The sequence below is a fragment of the Pseudomonas piscis genome, from assembly GCF_009380155.1.
GTDB lineage: Bacteria > Pseudomonadota > Gammaproteobacteria > Pseudomonadales > Pseudomonadaceae > Aquipseudomonas > Aquipseudomonas piscis.
Genome location: NZ_WHUV01000002.1, coordinates 360,985 through 377,077 on the forward strand (window position 1 = coordinate 360,985; position 16,093 = coordinate 377,077).

Consider the following 16,093-nt stretch of genomic DNA (forward strand, 5'->3'; position numbering starts at 1 on the left):
GTCAGCGATGTTGTACCCAAGCAAACCCAACAATGAGGCCCTGCGGATCCAGACCTTGCGGGCGCTGAATGTCCTCGACACCCCGCCGGAGGAGCGTTTCGATCGCCTGACCCGGCTGGCCAAGCGCTTGTTCAACGTGCCCATCGCGTTGGTCAGCCTGGTGGACGGTGATCGCCAGTGGTTCAAGTCCTGCGCGGGCCTGGATGCCAGCGAAACGCCACGGGATATCTCGTTCTGCGGACATGCGATCCTTGGCGACCAGATCCTCACGGTGTGCGATGCCGAGCAGGACGTGCGTTTCCATGACAACCCGCTGGTGGTGGGCGATCCCGGAATCCGCTTCTACGCCGGCTGCCCGCTGACGGTGGCCAACGGCAGCAAGCTGGGCACCTTGTGCCTGATCGACGTCAAGCCCCGGGACCTGGACGACGAGGAGCGGGCGCTGCTGCGGGACCTGGCGCGCATGGCCGAGCAGGAGCTGGCGGCGGTGCAGATGGCCAGCATGGATGAGCTGACCCTGCTGTCCAACCGCCGTGGGTTCGAGGCCCTGGCCCGGCATGCGCTGGGAGTCTGCAAGCGCCTGGACAAGCCGGCGACCCTGCTGTTCTTCGATCTCAACGATTTCAAGCAGATCAACGACACCTATGGCCATGCCGAGGGCGATGGTGCGCTGAAGACCTTCGCCGACGTGCTGCGCATCGCCTTTCGCGAGAGCGATGTGGTCGGTCGCCTGGGTGGCGATGAGTTCGTGGTCCTGCTGACCGCCGCCGATCATGTGGAAACCTCGAACATCATGGCCCGATTGCGCGAGATCCTCGATGAACGCAACGCCACCTTGAAGCGCGGCTACGACATTCGCTTCAGCGTCGGCCAGATCGAATACAACGCCGAGCGCCATCCGGACGTGGAGGCGTTGCTGGCCGATGCCGACAAGGCCATGTACCTGCAAAAGCAGGCCAGCAAGCGCCAGCGTCAAGACTGATCGGCAGACAGTGGCTCAGGCCCCGGAGCCTGGTCCGGCCGCGTCAGGCAGCGTCTTGGGATGTTGCCCTGATAGTAGGTACTGACCAGGAATTTCCCGGGCTTGTTGACCTTGAGATTGAGGAATTCATCGCCGCAGGCGGGAAATCGCTCGACGAACTGGCCCTGCGTCGGGTTGTAGATGAACACCCGGTGGATCGTGTAAGTACCCATCCCATCATCGACATGCCAGATGGCGAAGTCGCCGACCCCATCGAAGTTGAAATCGTCGAGCTCGACGTGCAGCGGCTTTTCGGCCTGCACCCGCAGTTCTCTGGATTGGGTGTGACCGTTGCGTTGTATTTCCAGGCTGACCTGCTGGCCATGCAGGGCAAGCGTGACGGTGGTGTGCTTGTCCGGCTGGAAAGTCGTTGGTTGGGCTTGGACGCTCATTGCGAAAAGACCGCCCAGGGCCATCATGGCCCATTGTTTGTTATGCATGGATTCAGCATGTCCGGTGATGAAGGTTGGGGCCTGGCCGGCGGCCCCGGTTGCGGCTCATCCGGCGTTTGCCGGTGCCAGGAACGCGGCTTCCAGCAATTGGCGGGTGTAAGGGTGTTGTGGGGCGTCGAAGATCGTCCTGGCGTCGCCTTGTTCCACCACCTGGCCGTGCTTGATCACCATCAGTTGGTGGCTCAGGGCCTTGACCACCGCCAGGTCATGGCTAATGAACAGGTAGGTCAGGTTGTACTTGCCTTGCAGCCTGCGCAGCAGCTCCACCACCTGGCGCTGGACGGTGCGATCCAGGGCCGAGGTCGGTTCGTCCAGGAGGATCAGCCGGGGCTTGAGCACCAGGGCCCGGGCAATGGCGATGCGCTGGCGTTGACCGCCGGAAAACTCATGGGGGTAGCGGTGGCGCGTCTGCGGGTCCAGGCCCACTTCCTCGAGCGCCGCGATGATCGCCTGTTCTTGTTCCTGCTCGGTGCCGATCCTGTGGATGCGCAGGCCCTCGCCAACGATCTGGCTCACGCTCATGCGCGGGCTGAGGCTGCCGAAGGGGTCCTGGAACACCACCTGCATTTCTCGCCGTAGCGGTCGTACCTGCTGCTGGGACAGGCGGTCCAACTGCTGGCCTTCGAAGCGGATCAGGCCCTGGCTGGCGATCAGCCGCAGGATCGCCAGGCCCAGGGTCGACTTGCCCGAGCCGCTCTCGCCGACGATGCCCAGGGTCTGACCCTGGGGCAGGCTGAAATGAATGCCGTCCACCGCCTTGACGTGGTCCACGGTGCGGCGCAGCAGGCCCTTCTTGATCGGGAACCAGACCTTGAGGTCATTCACTTCCAGCAGAGGCGCGCCGACCTGGCTGGCGATTGGCAGGCCACTGGGCTCGGCGGCCAGCAGTTCCCGGGTATAGGGATGCTGCGGGGCCCGGAACAGCTCTTCGCAAGGCGCCTGCTCGACGATCCGGCCCTTTTGCATGACGCACACCCGATGGGCGATGCGCCGCACCAGGTTGAGGTCGTGACTGATCAGCAGCAGGGCCATGCCCAGGCGCGCCTGCAGGTCCTTGAGCAACTGCAGGATCTTCAACTGCACGGTGACGTCCAGGGCAGTGGTGGGTTCGTCGGCGATCAGCAGTTCCGGCTCGCAGGCCAGGGCCATGGCGATCATCACTCGTTGGCGCTGGCCGCCGGACAGCTCGTGGGGCAGGGCCTTGAGGCGCTTGCGCGGCTCGGGGATGCCCACCAGCTCCAGCAGTTCCAGGGTGCGCTGGGTGGCGACCTTGCCGGTCAGGCCCTTGTGGATCGCCAGCACCTCGTTGATCTGCTTTTCGATGTTGTGCAGCGGGTTCAGCGAGGTCATGGGCTCCTGGAAGATCATGGCGATGCGGTTGCCACGAATGTGCCGGATGCTCTTTTCCTTCAGGGTCAGCAGGTCGTGCCCGGAATAGTTGATGCTGCCCGACGGGTGCTGGGCCAGGGGGTAGGGCAGCAGGCGCAGGATGGAGTGGGCGGTGACCGACTTGCCCGACCCGCTCTCGCCCACCAGGGCCAGGGTCTCGCCGCGCTTGATGTCGAAGCTGATGCCTTCGACCACTCGCTGGCGCTGTTCGCCGGCGACGAATTCGACGGCCAGCTCGCGCACTTCGATCAGGTTGTCCTGGGTCATGTCATTTCCTCGGGTCGAAGGCATCGCGGGCGGATTCGCCGATGAACACCAGCAGGCTCAGCATCAGGGCCAGCACGGCGAAGGCACTCATGCCCAGCCAGGGCGCCTGCAGGTTGGACTTGCCCTGGGCCACCAGCTCGCCCAGGGACGGCGCGCCGGGAGGCAGGCCGAAGCCGAGGAAGTCCAGGGCGGTGAGGGTGCCGATGGCGCCGGTGAGGATGAACGGCATGAAGGTCATGGTCGAGACCATGGCGTTGGGCAGGATATGGCGGAACATGATGGCGCCGTTCTGCATCCCCAGGGCCCGGGCCGCACGCACGTATTCCAGGTTGCGCCCGCGCAGGAACTCGGCCCGCACCACGTCCACCAGGCTCATCCAGGAAAACAGCAGCATGATGCCCAGCAGCCACCAGAAGTTGGGCTGCACGAAGCTGGCGAGGATGATCAGCAGGTAGAGCACCGGTAGCCCGGACCACATTTCCAGGAAACGCTGCCCGGCCAGGTCCACCCAGCCACCGTAGAAGCCCTGGAGGGCGCCGGCGGTGACGCCGATGATCGAACTGAGGATGGTCAGGGTCAGGGCGAACAGCACCGACACCCGGAAGCCGTAGATGATCCGCGCCAGGACGTCGCGGCCCTGGTCGTCGGTGCCCAGCAGGTTGTCGCTGGAGGGCGGCGCCGGGGCTGGCACCCGCAGGTCGTAGTTGATGCTCTGGTAGCTGAAGGGGATCGGTGCCCAGAGCACCCAGGCATCCTTCTGGGCCAGCAGTTCGCGGATGTACGGGCTCTTGTAGTTGGCTTCCAGGGGGAATTCGCCGCCGAAGGTGGTTTCCGGGTAGCGCTTGAGCGCCGGGAAATACCAGCCGCCGTCGTAGTGCACCACCAGGGGTTTGTCGTTGGCGATCAACTCGGCGCCCAGGCTCAGGACGAACAGCACCAGGAACAGCCACAGCGACCACCAGCCGCGCTTGTTGGCCTTGAAGCGCTCGAAGCGCCGGCGATTGAGGGGGGACAGGTTCATCTCAATGCTCCCGGCTGTCGAAGTCGATGCGTGGGTCGACCAGGGTGTAGGTCAGGTCGCCGATCAGTTTCACCACCAGGCCCAGCAGGGTGAAGATGAACAGCGTGCCGAACACCACCGGGTAGTCACGGTTGATCGCGGCCTCGAAGCTCATCAGGCCCAGGCCGTCCAGGGAAAAGATCACCTCCACCAGCAAGGACCCGGTGAAGAAGATGCCGATGAAGGCCGACGGGAAGCCGGCGATCACCAGCAGCATCGCGTTGCGGAACACATGGCCGTAGAGCACCCGGCGCTGGGTCAGGCCCTTGGCCTTGGCGGTGATCACGTACTGCTTGTTGATCTCGTCGAGGAAGCTGTTCTTGGTCAGCAGGGTCATGGTGGCGAAGTGGCCGATCACCAGGGCCGTGACCGGCAGCGCCAGGTGCCAGAAGTAGTCGAGCAGCTTGCGTCCCAGGCCCAGTTGCTCGAAGTCGCTGGAGGTCAAGCCGCGCAGGGGGAACCAGTTGAGGTAGCTGCCGCCGGCGAACACCACGATCAGCAGGATGGCGAACAGGAATGCCGGGATCGCGTAGCCGATGATGATCGCCGAGCTGGTCCAGACGTCGAAATGGCTGCCGTGGCGGGTGGCCTTGGCGATCCCCAGGGGGATCGACACCAGGTACATGATCAGGGTGCTCCACAACCCGAGGGAGATCGAGACCGGCATCTTTTCCTTGATCAGGTCCACCACCTTGGCATCGCGGAAGAAACTGTCGCCGAAGTCCAGGGTGGCGTAGTTCTTGATCATGATCCACAGTCGTTCCGGCGCCGACTTGTCGAAGCCGTACATGTGCTCGATTTCCTTGATCAGTGCCGGGTCCAGGCCCTGGGCGCCACGGTAGCTGGACCCGGCCACCGAGACTTCGGCGCCACCGCCGGCGATGCGGCTGGTGGCGCCTTCGAAGCCTTCGAGCTTGGCGATCATCTGCTCCACCGGGCCGCCCGGGGCGGCCTGGATGATCACGAAGTTGATCAGGAGGATGCCCAGCAGGGTCGGGATGATCAGCAACAGGCGGCGAATGATGTAGGCCAGCATCTCATTGCACCGTTTCGGCCGCGGCCGCCTGGTTGTCCGGCGCCGGTTCCACGGCGGGCTTGGCATCGGGCTTGATCCACCAGGTGTAGATGCCGATGTCGTACTTGGGCGCGACCTTGGGGTGGCCTACGTGGTTCCAGTAGGCCACGCGCCAGGTCTTGATGTGCCAGTTTGGGATCACGTAGTAGCCCCATTGCAGGACCCGGTCCAGGGCCTTGGCATGGGCTACCAGGCTGGCTCGGGAGTCGGCGTTGATCAGACTCTCGACCAGCCGGTCGATGGCCGGGTCCTTGAGGCCGATGTAGTTGCGGCTGCCGGGCTTGTCGGCGCTGCTGGACATCCAGAATTCACGCTGCTCGTTACCCGGGGAATTGGACTGCGGGAAGCTGCCGACGATCATGTCGAAGTCCCGCGAGCGGACCCGGGTGATGTACTGGGACACGTCCACCCGGCGGATCACCAGGTCGATGCCCAGGTCGGCGAGGTTGCGCTTGAACGGCAGCAGCACGCGCTCGAACTCGGTCTGGGCCAGCAGGAACTCGAGCACCACCGGCTTGCCTTGGGCGTCCACCATCTTGTCGTCGACGATATGCCAGCCGGCATCCTGCAGCAGTTGGTAGGCCTGGCGCTGTTGGGCGCGGATCATGCCGCTGCCGTCGCACAGGGCCGGGGCGAAGGCCTGGGTGAACACCTGCTCGGGAATCTGCCCGCGTAGCGGCTCGAGGATCGCCAGCTCGTCCGGGCCCGGCAGGCCGGTGGCGGCCATCTCCGAGTTCTCGAAGTAGCTGCGGGTGCGGGTATAGGCGCCGTTGAACAGCTGCTTGTTGCTCCATTCGAAGTCCAGCAGCAGGCTCAGGGCATGGCGCACCCGCACGTCCTGGAACAGCGGGCGCCGGGTGTTGAAGACGAAACCCTGCATGCCGGTAGGGTTGCCGTTGGGGATCTGCTCCTTGATCAACCGTCCCTGGGCCACGGCCGGGACGTTGTAGGCGTTGGCCCAGTTCTTCGCGCTTATTTCCAGCCAGTAGTCGAACTGGCCGGCCTTGAGGGCTTCCAGGGCCACGGTGTTGTCGCGGTAGTAGTCGCTGGTGATGGTGTCGAAGTTGTAGAAGCCGCGATTGACCGGCAAGTCGCGGGCCCAGTAGTCCTTGACCCGCTCATAGCGGATCGAGCGCCCGGCCTTGACCTCGGTCACCCGGTAGGGGCCGCTGCCCAGGGGTACTTCGAGGTTGCTCTTGGCGAAGTCGCGGTGCTCCCACCAGTGCTTGGGCAGGATCGTCAGCTGGCCGAGGATCAGCGGCAGCTCGCGGTTGTTGCTGTGCTTGAACTTGAACAGGACCCGCAACGGGTCTTCGGCGATCACCTGCTCGACATCGGCGTAGTAACCGCGATACAGCGGCGAGCCGGCGTTGGTCAGGGTCTGGAAGCTGAACACCACATCCTCGGCGCGCAGCGGATGGCCATCGTTGAAGCGTGCCTCGGGCCGCAGGTAGAAACGTACCCAGCTGTTGTCCGGCGCTTTCTCGATCCGCCCGGCCACCAGGCCGTACTCGGTGAAGGGTTCGTCCAGGCTCTGGGCCATCAGGGTGTCGTACACCAGGCCGATGTTGCTCTCCGGCACGCCCTTGCTGATGAACGGGTTGAGGCTGTCGAAGCTGCCGAAACCGGCCATGCGGAAGGTCCCGCCCTTGGGGGCGTCGGGCTTGACGAAGTCGAAGTGCTGGAAACCCGCCGGGTATTTCGGCGCTTCGCCGTAGAGGGTCACGGCATGTTGTGGCGTGGCCTGGGCGCAGCAGGCGATGACGCCGAGCAACAAGCCGCTGGTGTGCAGGAGCAGGGCACGCAGGGGCATCATTGGGTGGTCTCCAAGGACTTCAGCCACCAGGCGCCGAGACCCAGGGTATAGGGCGGCGTGGTGACGAAGGCGAACCGGTTACGGTAGGCCAGGCGGTGATAGTTGAGGTACCAGTTGGGAATCATGTAGTGCTGCCACAGTAGCACCCGGTCCAGGGCACGGCCGGCGGCCAATTGCTCATCGCGGCTCTGGGCCGCCAGGAGCTGCTCCAGCAGGTGATCGACGATGGGGTTGTCGATGCCCGCATAGTTCTTGCTGCCCTTGACCGCTACCTGGCTTGAGTGGAAGTACTGCCATTGCTCCAGGCCCGGGCTCAGGGTCTGGTTGAGGGTCATGAGGATCATGTCGTAGTCGAACTGGTCCAGGCGCTGCTTGTATTGCGCGCGGTCGACAGTGCGCAGGCGCGCGTCGATGCCGATGCTGGCCAGGTTCTCCACGTAGGGCTGGAGGATGCGCTCCAGGTTGGGGTTGACCAGCATCAGCTCGAACCGCAGCGCTTGTCCGGCACTGTTCTGCAGGCGCTGGCCGTTGAGCTTCCAGCCAGCCTCGCCCAGCAGCCCCAGGGCCCGGCGCAGGGTCTGGCGCGGGATGCCGCGGCCGTCGGTGCTCGGCAAGCTGAAGGGCTGGGTGAATAGGCTGGCTGGCAACTGCTCGCGATAGGGCGAAAGCAGCAGCCATTCGCGGCCCTGGGGCACGCCCGTGGCGGAGAACGCGCTGTTGGGGTAGTAGCTCAGGGCGCGCTGGTAGGCGCCGCTGAACAGCGTGCGGTTGGTCCACTGGAAGTCGAACATCATGCCCAGGGCTTCACGTACCCGCACATCGGCGAAAGTCGCGCGCCGGGTGTTCATGAACAGGCCCTGGGTCTGGGTGGGGATCTGGTGCGCCACCTGGGCCTTGATCACCTCGCCACGGCGCACCGCCGGGAAGTCGTAGCCGCTGGCCCAGTTCTTGGCCTGGTGCTCGATGTAGATATCGAATTCACCGGCCTTGAAGGCCTCGAACGCCACGTCGCTGTCGCGGTAGAACTCCACCTCGACCCGGTCGAAGTTGGCGAACCCGCGGTTGACCGGCAAGTCCTTGCCCCAATAGTCCTTGACCCTCTCGAACACCAGCTGGCGGCCCGGCTGCACTTGGGTAATGCGATAGGGACCGCTGCCCAGGGGCGGGGTGAAGGTGGTGGCCTTGAAGTCGCGGTCCTTCCAGTAATGCTGGGGCAATACCGGCATTTCCCCCAGGCGCAGGATCAGCAGCGGGTTGCCGGCACGCTTGAACACGAAGCGGATGCGCTGCGGGCCGAGGATGTCGACCCGCTGCACTTCCTGCAGGTTGGTGCGGTACTGCGGATGGCCTTCCTTGAGCAGCAGGCGGTAGGAGAACGCCACGTCCCGAGCGGTGATCGGCATGCCGTCGTGGAAGCGGGCTTCGGGGCGCAGGTTGAACACCACCCAGCTGCGATCTTCGCTGTACTCCACCGAACGGGCGATCAGACCGTAGCTGGAAGTGGGTTCGTCGCCGGAGGGCGCATAGAGGCCAGTGCCCACCATCAGCGGCTCGTTGAGCTCGTTGACCCCGTATTGCAGGAAGTTCGGCGTGGCCACCGGGCTGGTGCCCTTGAAGGTGTAGGGGTTGAGGGTGTCGAAAGTGCCGAAGGCCATGACCCGCAAGGTGCCGCCCTTGGGCGCGGCGGGGTTGACCCAGTCGAAGTGGGTGAAGCGGGCCGGGTACTTGAGCGTGCCGAACTGCGCATAGCCATGACTCTCGATGAGTGTCGCGCTTGCGGGAAAGCTCAAGGCCAGGCTGATGAGGAGCGGGAGCAGGAGACGCATCGAGTCAGAGATCCGATCCAGGCGGCTTGGGCTATGTGTCCGGTACAGTAACAGCTTGTATCGGCAGGAAAAAGCTCGTTCTGGCGGTGCGCGCAGATGGCGGCAGGTGGGCTCTGGGGCGGGGGCGGGTCGGTATCGCCGGGGGCTCTGGGAAGCTCAGGCGCAGGGCTTGCCGGTGGTGACACCGGCAAGCCCCGTCGGCACTCAGTGCGGCAGGTAGACGGTGAGCGTCTGGCCCGGCTTGAGGGCCTGGCCGGCCCGTGGGTTCCAGCGCTTGAGGTGCTGCATCTCGACGTTGAATCGCTTGGCTACCATGTACAGCGAATCGCCTTGCTTGACTTTGTACTGGGTCGACTTGCGTTTCTCGGTAGCGGCCACGGTGGTCTTCTTGCTGCCGGCCTGGCGCGCGTCCTGCAGGACCAGGGTCTGGCCGACCTTGAGGTTCTTGCCGCTGAGCTTGTTCCAGCGCTGCAGGTCCTGGACCCCGACCTTGTTGGCCTTGGCGATCAGCGCCAGGTTGTCGCCGCGCTTGACCTTGTAGACCCGCTTGCGCAGCGAGTCGCGGCCTTCGTCGCTGGCGAACGCAGCCTTGAGCGAGCGCTTGCTGATCAGTTCCTCAGGCTTCATGGTCGACAGGCTGGTGGTCAGCAACTGCGCCTTGGAGGTGGGTACCAGCAGGTGCTGCGGACCGTCGATGGTGGTGCGCTGCTTGAACGCCGGGTTGAGCTGGAACAGCTCGTCCTCATCGATGTTGGCCACCGCCGCGACCTTGGACAGGTCCATGCGCTGGTTGATCTCCACCACCTGGAAGTAGGGTTCGTTGGCGATGGGGTTGAGGTTGATGCCGTAGGCCTCGGGGGCCAGCACCACCTGGGACAGGGCCAGCAGCTTGGGCACGTAGGCCTGTGTTTCCGATGGCAGCGGCAGGTTCCAGTAGTCGGTGGGCAGGCCGAGCTTCTCGTTGCGCTCGATGGCCCGGCTGACGGTGCCTTCGCCGGCGTTGTAGGCCGCGAGGGCCAGCAGCCAGTCGCCGTTGAACATGTCATGCAGGCGGGTCAGGTAGTCCATGGCCGCGGTGGTCGAGGCGGTGATGTCGCGGCGGCCATCGTAGAAACGGGTCTGGCGCAAGTTGAAGGAGCGACCGGTGGCCGGGACGAATTGCCACAGGCCCACGGCATCGGCCCGGGAATAGGCCAGCGGGTTGTAGGCGCTTTCGATCACTGGCAGCAGGGCCAGCTCCAGCGGCATGTTGCGCTCTTCAAGACGCTCGACGATGTAGTGGATATAAAGGCTGCCGCGCTCGCTGGCGTTCTGCAGGAAGGACGGATTGCTGGCGAACCACAGGCGCTGTTGCTCGATGCGCGGGTTGACGCCCAGATTCTCTTGCAACTGGAAGCCCTGGCGCATGCGTTCCCAGACGTCCTGGGGGACTTGCGGGCTGGGCTGGGTGCCCAGCCAGATGGGTTTCTGCTTGATACGGGCGTTGAGATTCGGAGTGTGTGTGGCTTCAGTCTGCGGGACGTGACCGGTGCTTTGGCAGCCCGCAAGAGTCGCTGACACAGCTACCGCGATGGCCTGGGCCAAGCGCGTCAATGCGTCTGAACTGATGGCGTAACGAATAAATGACGACATTGGCTGGAAGTTAGTTCCGGGCAAAAATGTCGGGCGATTCTAGAAAGCACCCGAAGAGCGGTCAACCATTCAGAATTTCTATGCCAATGCCGGGGTTCTTAGAATTTATCTTTCCAGGCCCGCAAAGCCGCAAAAACCGCACTCTGCGACGGGGTATCCCGGCCGTTCCGTTCGTCCGCTTTTTGTTTAACGGATGTTTCACCGGTACGCAGGAAAGGGTTGGTCGACTTCTCCAGGGCCAGGGTCGATGGCAGGGTCATGAGGCCTTGCTCGCGCTGGCGTGCGACTTTTTCCAGGCGCTGGGCGATCTCTGGGTTGGTCGGCTCCACGGCCTGGGCGAAGCGCAGGTTGCCCAAGGTGTATTCGTGGGTGCAGTAGACCAGAGTGTCGTCCGGCAGCGCCGCGAGGCGGCCCAGGGACTGGTGCATCTGTTCGGCGGTGCCCTCGAACAGGCGACCGCAACCGGCGGCGAACAGCGTGTCGCCACAGAACAGCAGGCCCCGGTGGTAGTAGGCGATATGCCCCAGGGTATGGCCGGGTACCGCCAGGACCAGGAAGTCCCAGCCGAGGATGTTGAGCTGGTCTTCATCGTCCAGGGCCACGTCGCGGGCGGGGATCTTCTCCCGGGCCGGGCCGTAGACCGTGGCGCCGCTATGCTGTTTCAAGCGCTCGACGCCGCCGACGTGGTCGTGGTGGTGGTGGGTCACCAGGATGTCGCTCAGGCGCCAGTCCGGGTGTTGTTCCAGCCAGGCCAGTACCGGTGCCGCATCCCCCGGGTCGACGACGGCGCAGCGTTGGCTGCGATGATCTTGTAACAACCAGATGTAGTTGTCGGTGAAGGCGGGCAGGGCACTGATCTGTATCATCTTCGGATTCGCCAAGGGGAAAACAATGGCGCATCTTAGAACTTCCTGGCGTGTTGGAGAATGCAATGACCGATAAAGCCTTCGCTCAGGCAGATCCCGACTGGCTGGCCCTGATCAGCACGGCCCGGGACTGGCTGTCCGGGCCGCTGGGGCAATTCCTGCTGGATGAAGAGCGGCGCATGCTCGAAGAAGAACTGGGGCGGTTCTTCGGCGGTTACCTGGTGCACTACGGCCCTTCGGCGCAGACCCCGCCGGCGGCGCCCCAGGTCCAGCGCAACGTTCGCCTGGGAGCTCCGTTGCCGGGGGTGGAGATCGTCTGCGAGGAGCAGGCCTGGCCCCTGAGCGAACATGCTGCCGATGTAGTGGTGCTGCAGCATGGCCTGGATTTTTCGCTGTCGCCCCATGGCCTGCTGCGCGAGGCGGCCAGCAGCGTGCGTCCGGGTGGCCACCTGCTGATCGTCGGGATCAATCCCTGGAGCACCTGGGGCCTGCGCCGGGTGTTCGCCCACGACGGCTTGCGCCAGGCCCGTTGCATCGCGCCCTCGCGCGTCGGCGACTGGCTCAACCTGCTGGGCTTCGCGCTGGAGAAACGGCGCTTCGGGTGCTATCGTCCGCCGCTTGCTTCGCCAGCATGGCAGGCGCGGCTGGCCGGTTGGGAGCGCCGGGCCGGCAAATGGCAGCTATCGGGTGGTGGTTTCTACCTGCTGGTGGCGCGCAAGATCGCCGTGGGCCTGCGCCCGGTACGCCAGGTCCGGCGCGAGCCGGTGGGCAAGCTGGTGCCGCTGCCCATGGCCAAGGTCAACCGGCGCAATAGCGAGCCCTGAACAACTGCTGCAACTCTCTCTTTATATAGATCGGCCGGGCTTGCCCGGTCTTGGCCTTGTCGGCTGTGGCTGGCGGGGCAATGGCAATTTCTGATGGAAGGCGTGGATGAGCGATAGCGTAGAAATCTTTACCGACGGTGCCTGCAAGGGCAATCCCGGCCCGGGTGGCTGGGGCGCGCTGCTGGTGTGCAAGGGCGTCGAGAAGGAGCTCTGGGGTGGCGAGGCAAATACCACCAACAACCGCATGGAGCTGCTGGCGGCGATTCGCGGCCTGCAGGAACTCAAGCGCCAGTGCGATGTACAGCTGATCACCGACTCGCAGTACGTGATGAAGGGCATCACCGAGTGGATGGTCAACTGGAAGAAGCGGGGCTGGAAGACCGCTGCCAAGGAGCCGGTGAAGAACGCCGACCTGTGGCAACAGCTGGACGAGCAGGTCAACCGGCATCAGGTCACCTGGAAATGGGTACGCGGCCATACCGGGCACCATGGCAACGAGCGTGCCGACCAACTGGCCAACCGCGGCGTGGACGAGGTCCGTGGCAACAAGGCCTGATGGCTGTCGTCCTGCCGTTCGCTGCACTCATGTGCGCTGGGCCGGCCTTGCCGCGCCTGTGCGCCGTCCCCGGGCGGGGCGTGCTAAAATCCCGCCCTTTGCCAGATTGAGAACTGACCACTGATGGCCAACAGATCTATTGTCCTCGATACCGAAACCACCGGTATGCCGGTGACCGACGGCCACCGGATCATTGAAATCGGTGGCGTCGAGTTGATTGGCCGACGCCTGACCGGGCGTCACTTCCACGTCTACCTGCAACCTGATCGCGAGAGCGACGAGGGCGCCATCGGCGTCCACGGCATCACCAACGAATTCCTGGTGGGCAAGCCGCGTTTCGCCGAAGTGGCCGATGAGTTCTTCGAATTCATCAAGGGCGCGCAGCTGATCATCCACAACGCGGCGTTCGACGTTGGCTTCATCAACAACGAATTCGCCTTGCTGGGCCAGCATGAGCGGGCCGACATCACCCAGCATTGCAGCATCCTCGATACCTTGCTGATGGCCCGCGAGCGGCACCCGGGCCAGCGCAACAGCCTCGACGCCTTGTGCAAGCGCTATGGCGTCGACAACTCCGGCCGTGAGCTGCACGGCGCCTTGCTCGACTCGGAGATCCTCGCCGACGTCTACCTGACAATGACCGGCGGCCAGACCAGCCTGTCCCTGGCCGGCAATGGCGCCGATGGTGGTACGGACGAGGGTGGCGCCCGGGCTTCGGCGATCCGCCGCCTGGCAGCCGACCGTCCGCGTGGACGGATCATCATGGCCAGTGAGACCGAGCTGGCCGAGCACCAGGCCCGCCTGGAAGCCATCGCCAAATCCGCTGGCGGCCCGGCGCTCTGGACCCAACTGCTCGAAACCCAGCATTGATCCTGTAGCCGCTGTCGCAGCCTCTTGGGTGCCGCAGCGGCTCCAGTCGGTTGTTGTTCCAGTGCGACGTTTTGTTACAGGGTGTCCCCACCCGGGGTGACACGCCAGCCGTGCAGCTTCTACCCTGAGTCCATTGGCGGGGCCTACCCGTCGCCTCAGGACTTGCCGCCCCATGTATAAAGACCTGCAGTTTCCGATCCTGATCGTGCACCGTGATATCAAGGCCGACACGGTCGCGGGGGACCGGGTGCGGGGCATCGCCCGGGAGCTGGAAAAGGATGGCTTCAGCATCTTTTCCGCGGTGGACTATGCCGAGGGCCGGTTGGTGGCCTCCACCCATCACGGCCTGGCCTGCATGTTGATCGCCGCCGAGGGGGCGGGGGAGAACACCCACCTGCTGCAGAACATGGTGGAGTTGATTCGCCTGGCCCGGGTCCGGGCGCCGCTGCTGCCGATCTTCGCCCTGGGCGAGCAGGTGACCCTGGAAAACGCTCCCGCCGATGCCATGAGCGAACTCAACCAGCTGCGCGGCATCCTCTACCTGTTCGAGGACACCGTGCCGTTCCTGGCCCGGCAAGTGGCCCGTGCTGCACGGGGTTACCTGGATGGCCTGTTGCCGCCATTCTTCAAGGCCCTGGTGCAACACACCGCCGACTCCAACTATTCCTGGCACACCCCGGGCCACGGTGGTGGCGTGGCCTATCGCAAGAGCGCGGTGGGGCAGGCGTTCCACCAGTTCTTCGGTGAGAACACCCTGCGTTCGGACCTCTCGGTATCGGTGCCGGAGCTGGGCTCGCTGCTCGACCATACCGGGCCCCTGGCGGAAGCCGAGGCCCGCGCGGCGCGCAATTTCGGCGCCGACCACACCTTCTTCGTGATCAATGGCACCTCCACGGCCAACAAGATCGTCTGGCATTCCATGGTCGGTCGCGATGACCTGGTGCTGGTGGACCGCAACTGCCACAAGTCGGTGCTGCATTCGATCATCATGACCGGGGCGATCCCGTTGTACCTGTGCCCGGAGCGCAACGAACTGGGGATCATCGGCCCGATCCCGCTGAGCGAGTTCAGCGTCGAGTCGATCCGGGCCAAGATCGACGCCAGTGCGCTGACCCGCGGCCGGGCACCCAAGGTCAAGCTGGCGGTGATCACCAACTCGACCTACGACGGCCTGTGCTACAACGCCGAGTTGATCAAGCAGAGCCTGGGCAACAGCGTCGAGGTGCTGCACTTCGACGAGGCCTGGTACGCCTATGCGGCGTTCCACGAATTTTTCGCCGGTCGCTACGGCATGGGCACCTCGCGTTCGGCCGACAGTCCACTGGTGTTCACCACCCACTCGACCCACAAGCTGCTGGCCGCCTTCAGCCAGGCGTCGATGATCCATGTGCAGGACGGCGGGGCCCGGCAACTGGATCGTGATCGTTTCAACGAAGCCTTCATGATGCACATCTCCACGTCGCCGCAGTACAGCATCATGGCTTCGCTGGACGTGGCCTCGGCGATGATGGAGGGGCCGGCCGGCCGCTCGTTGCTGCAAGAGATGTTCGACGAGGCCCTGAGCTTCCGCCGCGCCCTGGCCAACCTGCGGCAGAACATCGCCGCCGATGACTGGTGGTTCTCGGTCTGGCAACCGGAGCGGGTCGAGGGCATCGACCAGGTACGCACCGTCGACTGGCTGCTGGAGCCCGAGGGCGAGTGGCACGGCTTTGCCGGTGTCACCGACGACTACGTGCTGCTCGACCCGATCAAGGTGACCCTGGTCATGCCCGGCCTGACCGCGGGTGGCGCCTTGAGCGAGCGCGGGATTCCGGCGGCGGTGGTCAGTAAGTTCCTCTGGGAGCGTGGGCTGGTGGTGGAGAAGACCGGCCTGTATTCGTTCCTGGTGCTGTTCTCCATGGGCATCACCAAGGGCAAGTGGAGCACCTTGCTCACCGAGTTGCTGGAGTTCAAGCGCAGCTACGACGCCAATGCCAGCCTGGCCGGGTGCCTGCCCAGCGTCGCCAGCCAGGACCTGCAGCGCTACCAGGGCATGGGCCTGCAAGACTTGTGCGACCAGTTGCATGCCTGCTATCGCAGCAACGCCACCGCCAAGCATTTGCGGCGCATGTACACGGTACTGCCGGAGGTGGCGATGAAACCCGCCGATGCCTATGACCACCTGGTGCGCGGCGATGTCGAGGCGGTGTCCATCGATCAGTTGCAGGGCCGCATCGCCGCAGTGATGTTGGTGCCTTATCCGCCGGGCATCCCATTGATCATGCCCGGCGAACGTTTTACCGAGTCCACCCGTTCGATCATCGACTACCTGGCGTTCGCCCGGGATTTCGACAGTCGCTTCCCCGGGTTCGTCGCCGATGTGCACGGCCTGCAACATGAGGACCTGGGCAATGGCCGGCAGTACACCGTCGATTGCGTCCGGGAGTGAGGAGAGCAGTA

The 16,093-nt window shown here is 64.5% G+C and carries 13 protein-coding genes; 5 read left to right on the forward strand and 8 right to left on the reverse strand.

Going from position 1 to position 16,093, the window contains the following annotated elements; all coding sequences use genetic code 11:
* The first annotated feature begins 7 nt into the window (after positions 1-7).
* Positions 8-982: a sensor domain-containing diguanylate cyclase gene (locus GDH07_RS11710; protein ID WP_022639049.1), complete on the forward strand. Its 975-nt coding sequence runs from the start codon at positions 8-10 to the stop codon at positions 980-982.
* Here GDH07_RS11710 and GDH07_RS11715 read toward each other — a convergent pair.
* The 8 genes from GDH07_RS11715 to gloB form a co-directional block, all read right to left on the reverse strand.
* Positions 973-1,461, reverse strand: a complete 489-nt coding sequence (locus GDH07_RS11715) for an XAC2610-related protein (protein ID WP_152897630.1) — start codon at positions 1,459-1,461, stop codon at positions 973-975. The genes GDH07_RS11710 and GDH07_RS11715 overlap by 10 nt on opposite strands.
* A 57-nt stretch (positions 1,462-1,518) precedes the next feature.
* Entirely contained in the window at positions 1,519-3,129 is a 1,611-nt protein-coding gene (locus GDH07_RS11720; protein WP_152897631.1) for an ABC transporter ATP-binding protein, read from the reverse strand.
* Position 3,130: 1 nt separating this feature from the next.
* The gene (locus GDH07_RS11725) at positions 3,131-4,150 is read right to left on the reverse strand and encodes an ABC transporter permease (protein ID WP_022639046.1); all 1,020 of its coding nucleotides are present in this window, start codon (positions 4,148-4,150) and stop codon (positions 3,131-3,133) included.
* A gap of 1 nt (position 4,151) precedes the next feature.
* Entirely contained in the window at positions 4,152-5,225 is a 1,074-nt protein-coding gene (locus GDH07_RS11730) for a microcin C ABC transporter permease YejB (protein WP_152897632.1), read from the reverse strand.
* A 1-nt stretch (position 5,226) separates the two neighbouring features.
* Complete coding sequence (locus tag GDH07_RS11735) at positions 5,227-7,080, reverse strand: extracellular solute-binding protein (protein WP_152897633.1); 1,854 nt, start codon at positions 7,078-7,080, stop codon at positions 5,227-5,229.
* Entirely contained in the window at positions 7,077-8,906 is a 1,830-nt protein-coding gene (locus GDH07_RS11740; RefSeq protein ID WP_152897634.1) for an extracellular solute-binding protein, read from the reverse strand. The genes GDH07_RS11735 and GDH07_RS11740 overlap by 4 nt, the downstream gene beginning before the upstream one ends.
* Before the next feature lie 204 nt (positions 8,907-9,110).
* On the reverse strand, positions 9,111-10,538 hold the full coding sequence (locus GDH07_RS11745) for a transglycosylase SLT domain-containing protein (RefSeq protein WP_053130437.1): 1,428 nt from the start codon (positions 10,536-10,538) through the stop codon (positions 9,111-9,113).
* A gap of 98 nt (positions 10,539-10,636) precedes the next feature.
* Positions 10,637-11,404, reverse strand: a complete 768-nt coding sequence (gene gloB / locus GDH07_RS11750; protein ID WP_053131383.1) for a hydroxyacylglutathione hydrolase — start codon at positions 11,402-11,404, stop codon at positions 10,637-10,639.
* Between the two features lie 65 nt (positions 11,405-11,469).
* Between gloB and GDH07_RS11755 the strand changes: the two genes are divergently transcribed.
* The 4 genes from GDH07_RS11755 (at position 11,470) to GDH07_RS11770 (ending at position 16,082) form a co-directional block, all read left to right on the forward strand.
* Positions 11,470-12,228 carry a class I SAM-dependent methyltransferase gene (locus tag GDH07_RS11755; protein ID WP_152897635.1) on the forward strand — a complete coding sequence of 253 codons (759 nt, stop codon included), beginning with the start codon at positions 11,470-11,472 and terminating at the stop codon, positions 12,226-12,228.
* Between the two features lie 106 nt (positions 12,229-12,334).
* Positions 12,335-12,784 carry a ribonuclease HI gene (gene rnhA, locus GDH07_RS11760; RefSeq protein ID WP_022639041.1) on the forward strand — a complete coding sequence of 150 codons (450 nt, stop codon included), beginning with the start codon at positions 12,335-12,337 and terminating at the stop codon, positions 12,782-12,784.
* A 123-nt stretch (positions 12,785-12,907) separates the two neighbouring features.
* On the forward strand, positions 12,908-13,654 hold the full coding sequence (gene dnaQ, locus GDH07_RS11765) for a DNA polymerase III subunit epsilon (protein WP_152897636.1): 747 nt from the start codon (positions 12,908-12,910) through the stop codon (positions 13,652-13,654).
* A gap of 172 nt (positions 13,655-13,826) precedes the next feature.
* The gene (locus tag GDH07_RS11770; RefSeq protein ID WP_152897637.1) at positions 13,827-16,082 is read left to right on the forward strand and encodes an Orn/Lys/Arg family decarboxylase; all 2,256 of its coding nucleotides are present in this window, start codon (positions 13,827-13,829) and stop codon (positions 16,080-16,082) included.
* Positions 16,083-16,093 lie beyond the last annotated feature (11 nt).

What these genes read in the sequence shown, in the direction of transcription:
- GDH07_RS11710 (WP_022639049.1), top strand. Translation starts at nt 8, where the DNA reads ATGTTGTACCCAAGCAAACCCAACAATGAGGCCCTGCGGATCCAGACC.
- GDH07_RS11715 (WP_152897630.1), bottom strand. Translation starts at nt 1,461, where the DNA reads ATGCATAACAAACAATGGGCCATGATGGCCCTGGGCGGTCTTTTCGCA.
- GDH07_RS11720 (WP_152897631.1), bottom strand. Translation starts at nt 3,129, where the DNA reads ATGACCCAGGACAACCTGATCGAAGTGCGCGAGCTGGCCGTCGAATTC.
- GDH07_RS11725 (WP_022639046.1), bottom strand. Translation starts at nt 4,150, where the DNA reads ATGAACCTGTCCCCCCTCAATCGCCGGCGCTTCGAGCGCTTCAAGGCC.
- GDH07_RS11730 (WP_152897632.1), bottom strand. Translation starts at nt 5,225, where the DNA reads ATGCTGGCCTACATCATTCGCCGCCTGTTGCTGATCATCCCGACCCTG.
- GDH07_RS11735 (WP_152897633.1), bottom strand. Translation starts at nt 7,080, where the DNA reads ATGATGCCCCTGCGTGCCCTGCTCCTGCACACCAGCGGCTTGTTGCTC.
- GDH07_RS11740 (WP_152897634.1), bottom strand. Translation starts at nt 8,906, where the DNA reads ATGCGTCTCCTGCTCCCGCTCCTCATCAGCCTGGCCTTGAGCTTTCCC.
- GDH07_RS11745 (WP_053130437.1), bottom strand. Translation starts at nt 10,538, where the DNA reads ATGTCGTCATTTATTCGTTACGCCATCAGTTCAGACGCATTGACGCGC.
- gloB (WP_053131383.1), bottom strand. Translation starts at nt 11,404, where the DNA reads ATGATACAGATCAGTGCCCTGCCCGCCTTCACCGACAACTACATCTGG.
- GDH07_RS11755 (WP_152897635.1), top strand. Translation starts at nt 11,470, where the DNA reads ATGACCGATAAAGCCTTCGCTCAGGCAGATCCCGACTGGCTGGCCCTG.
- rnhA (WP_022639041.1), top strand. Translation starts at nt 12,335, where the DNA reads ATGAGCGATAGCGTAGAAATCTTTACCGACGGTGCCTGCAAGGGCAAT.
- dnaQ (WP_152897636.1), top strand. Translation starts at nt 12,908, where the DNA reads ATGGCCAACAGATCTATTGTCCTCGATACCGAAACCACCGGTATGCCG.
- GDH07_RS11770 (WP_152897637.1), top strand. Translation starts at nt 13,827, where the DNA reads ATGTATAAAGACCTGCAGTTTCCGATCCTGATCGTGCACCGTGATATC.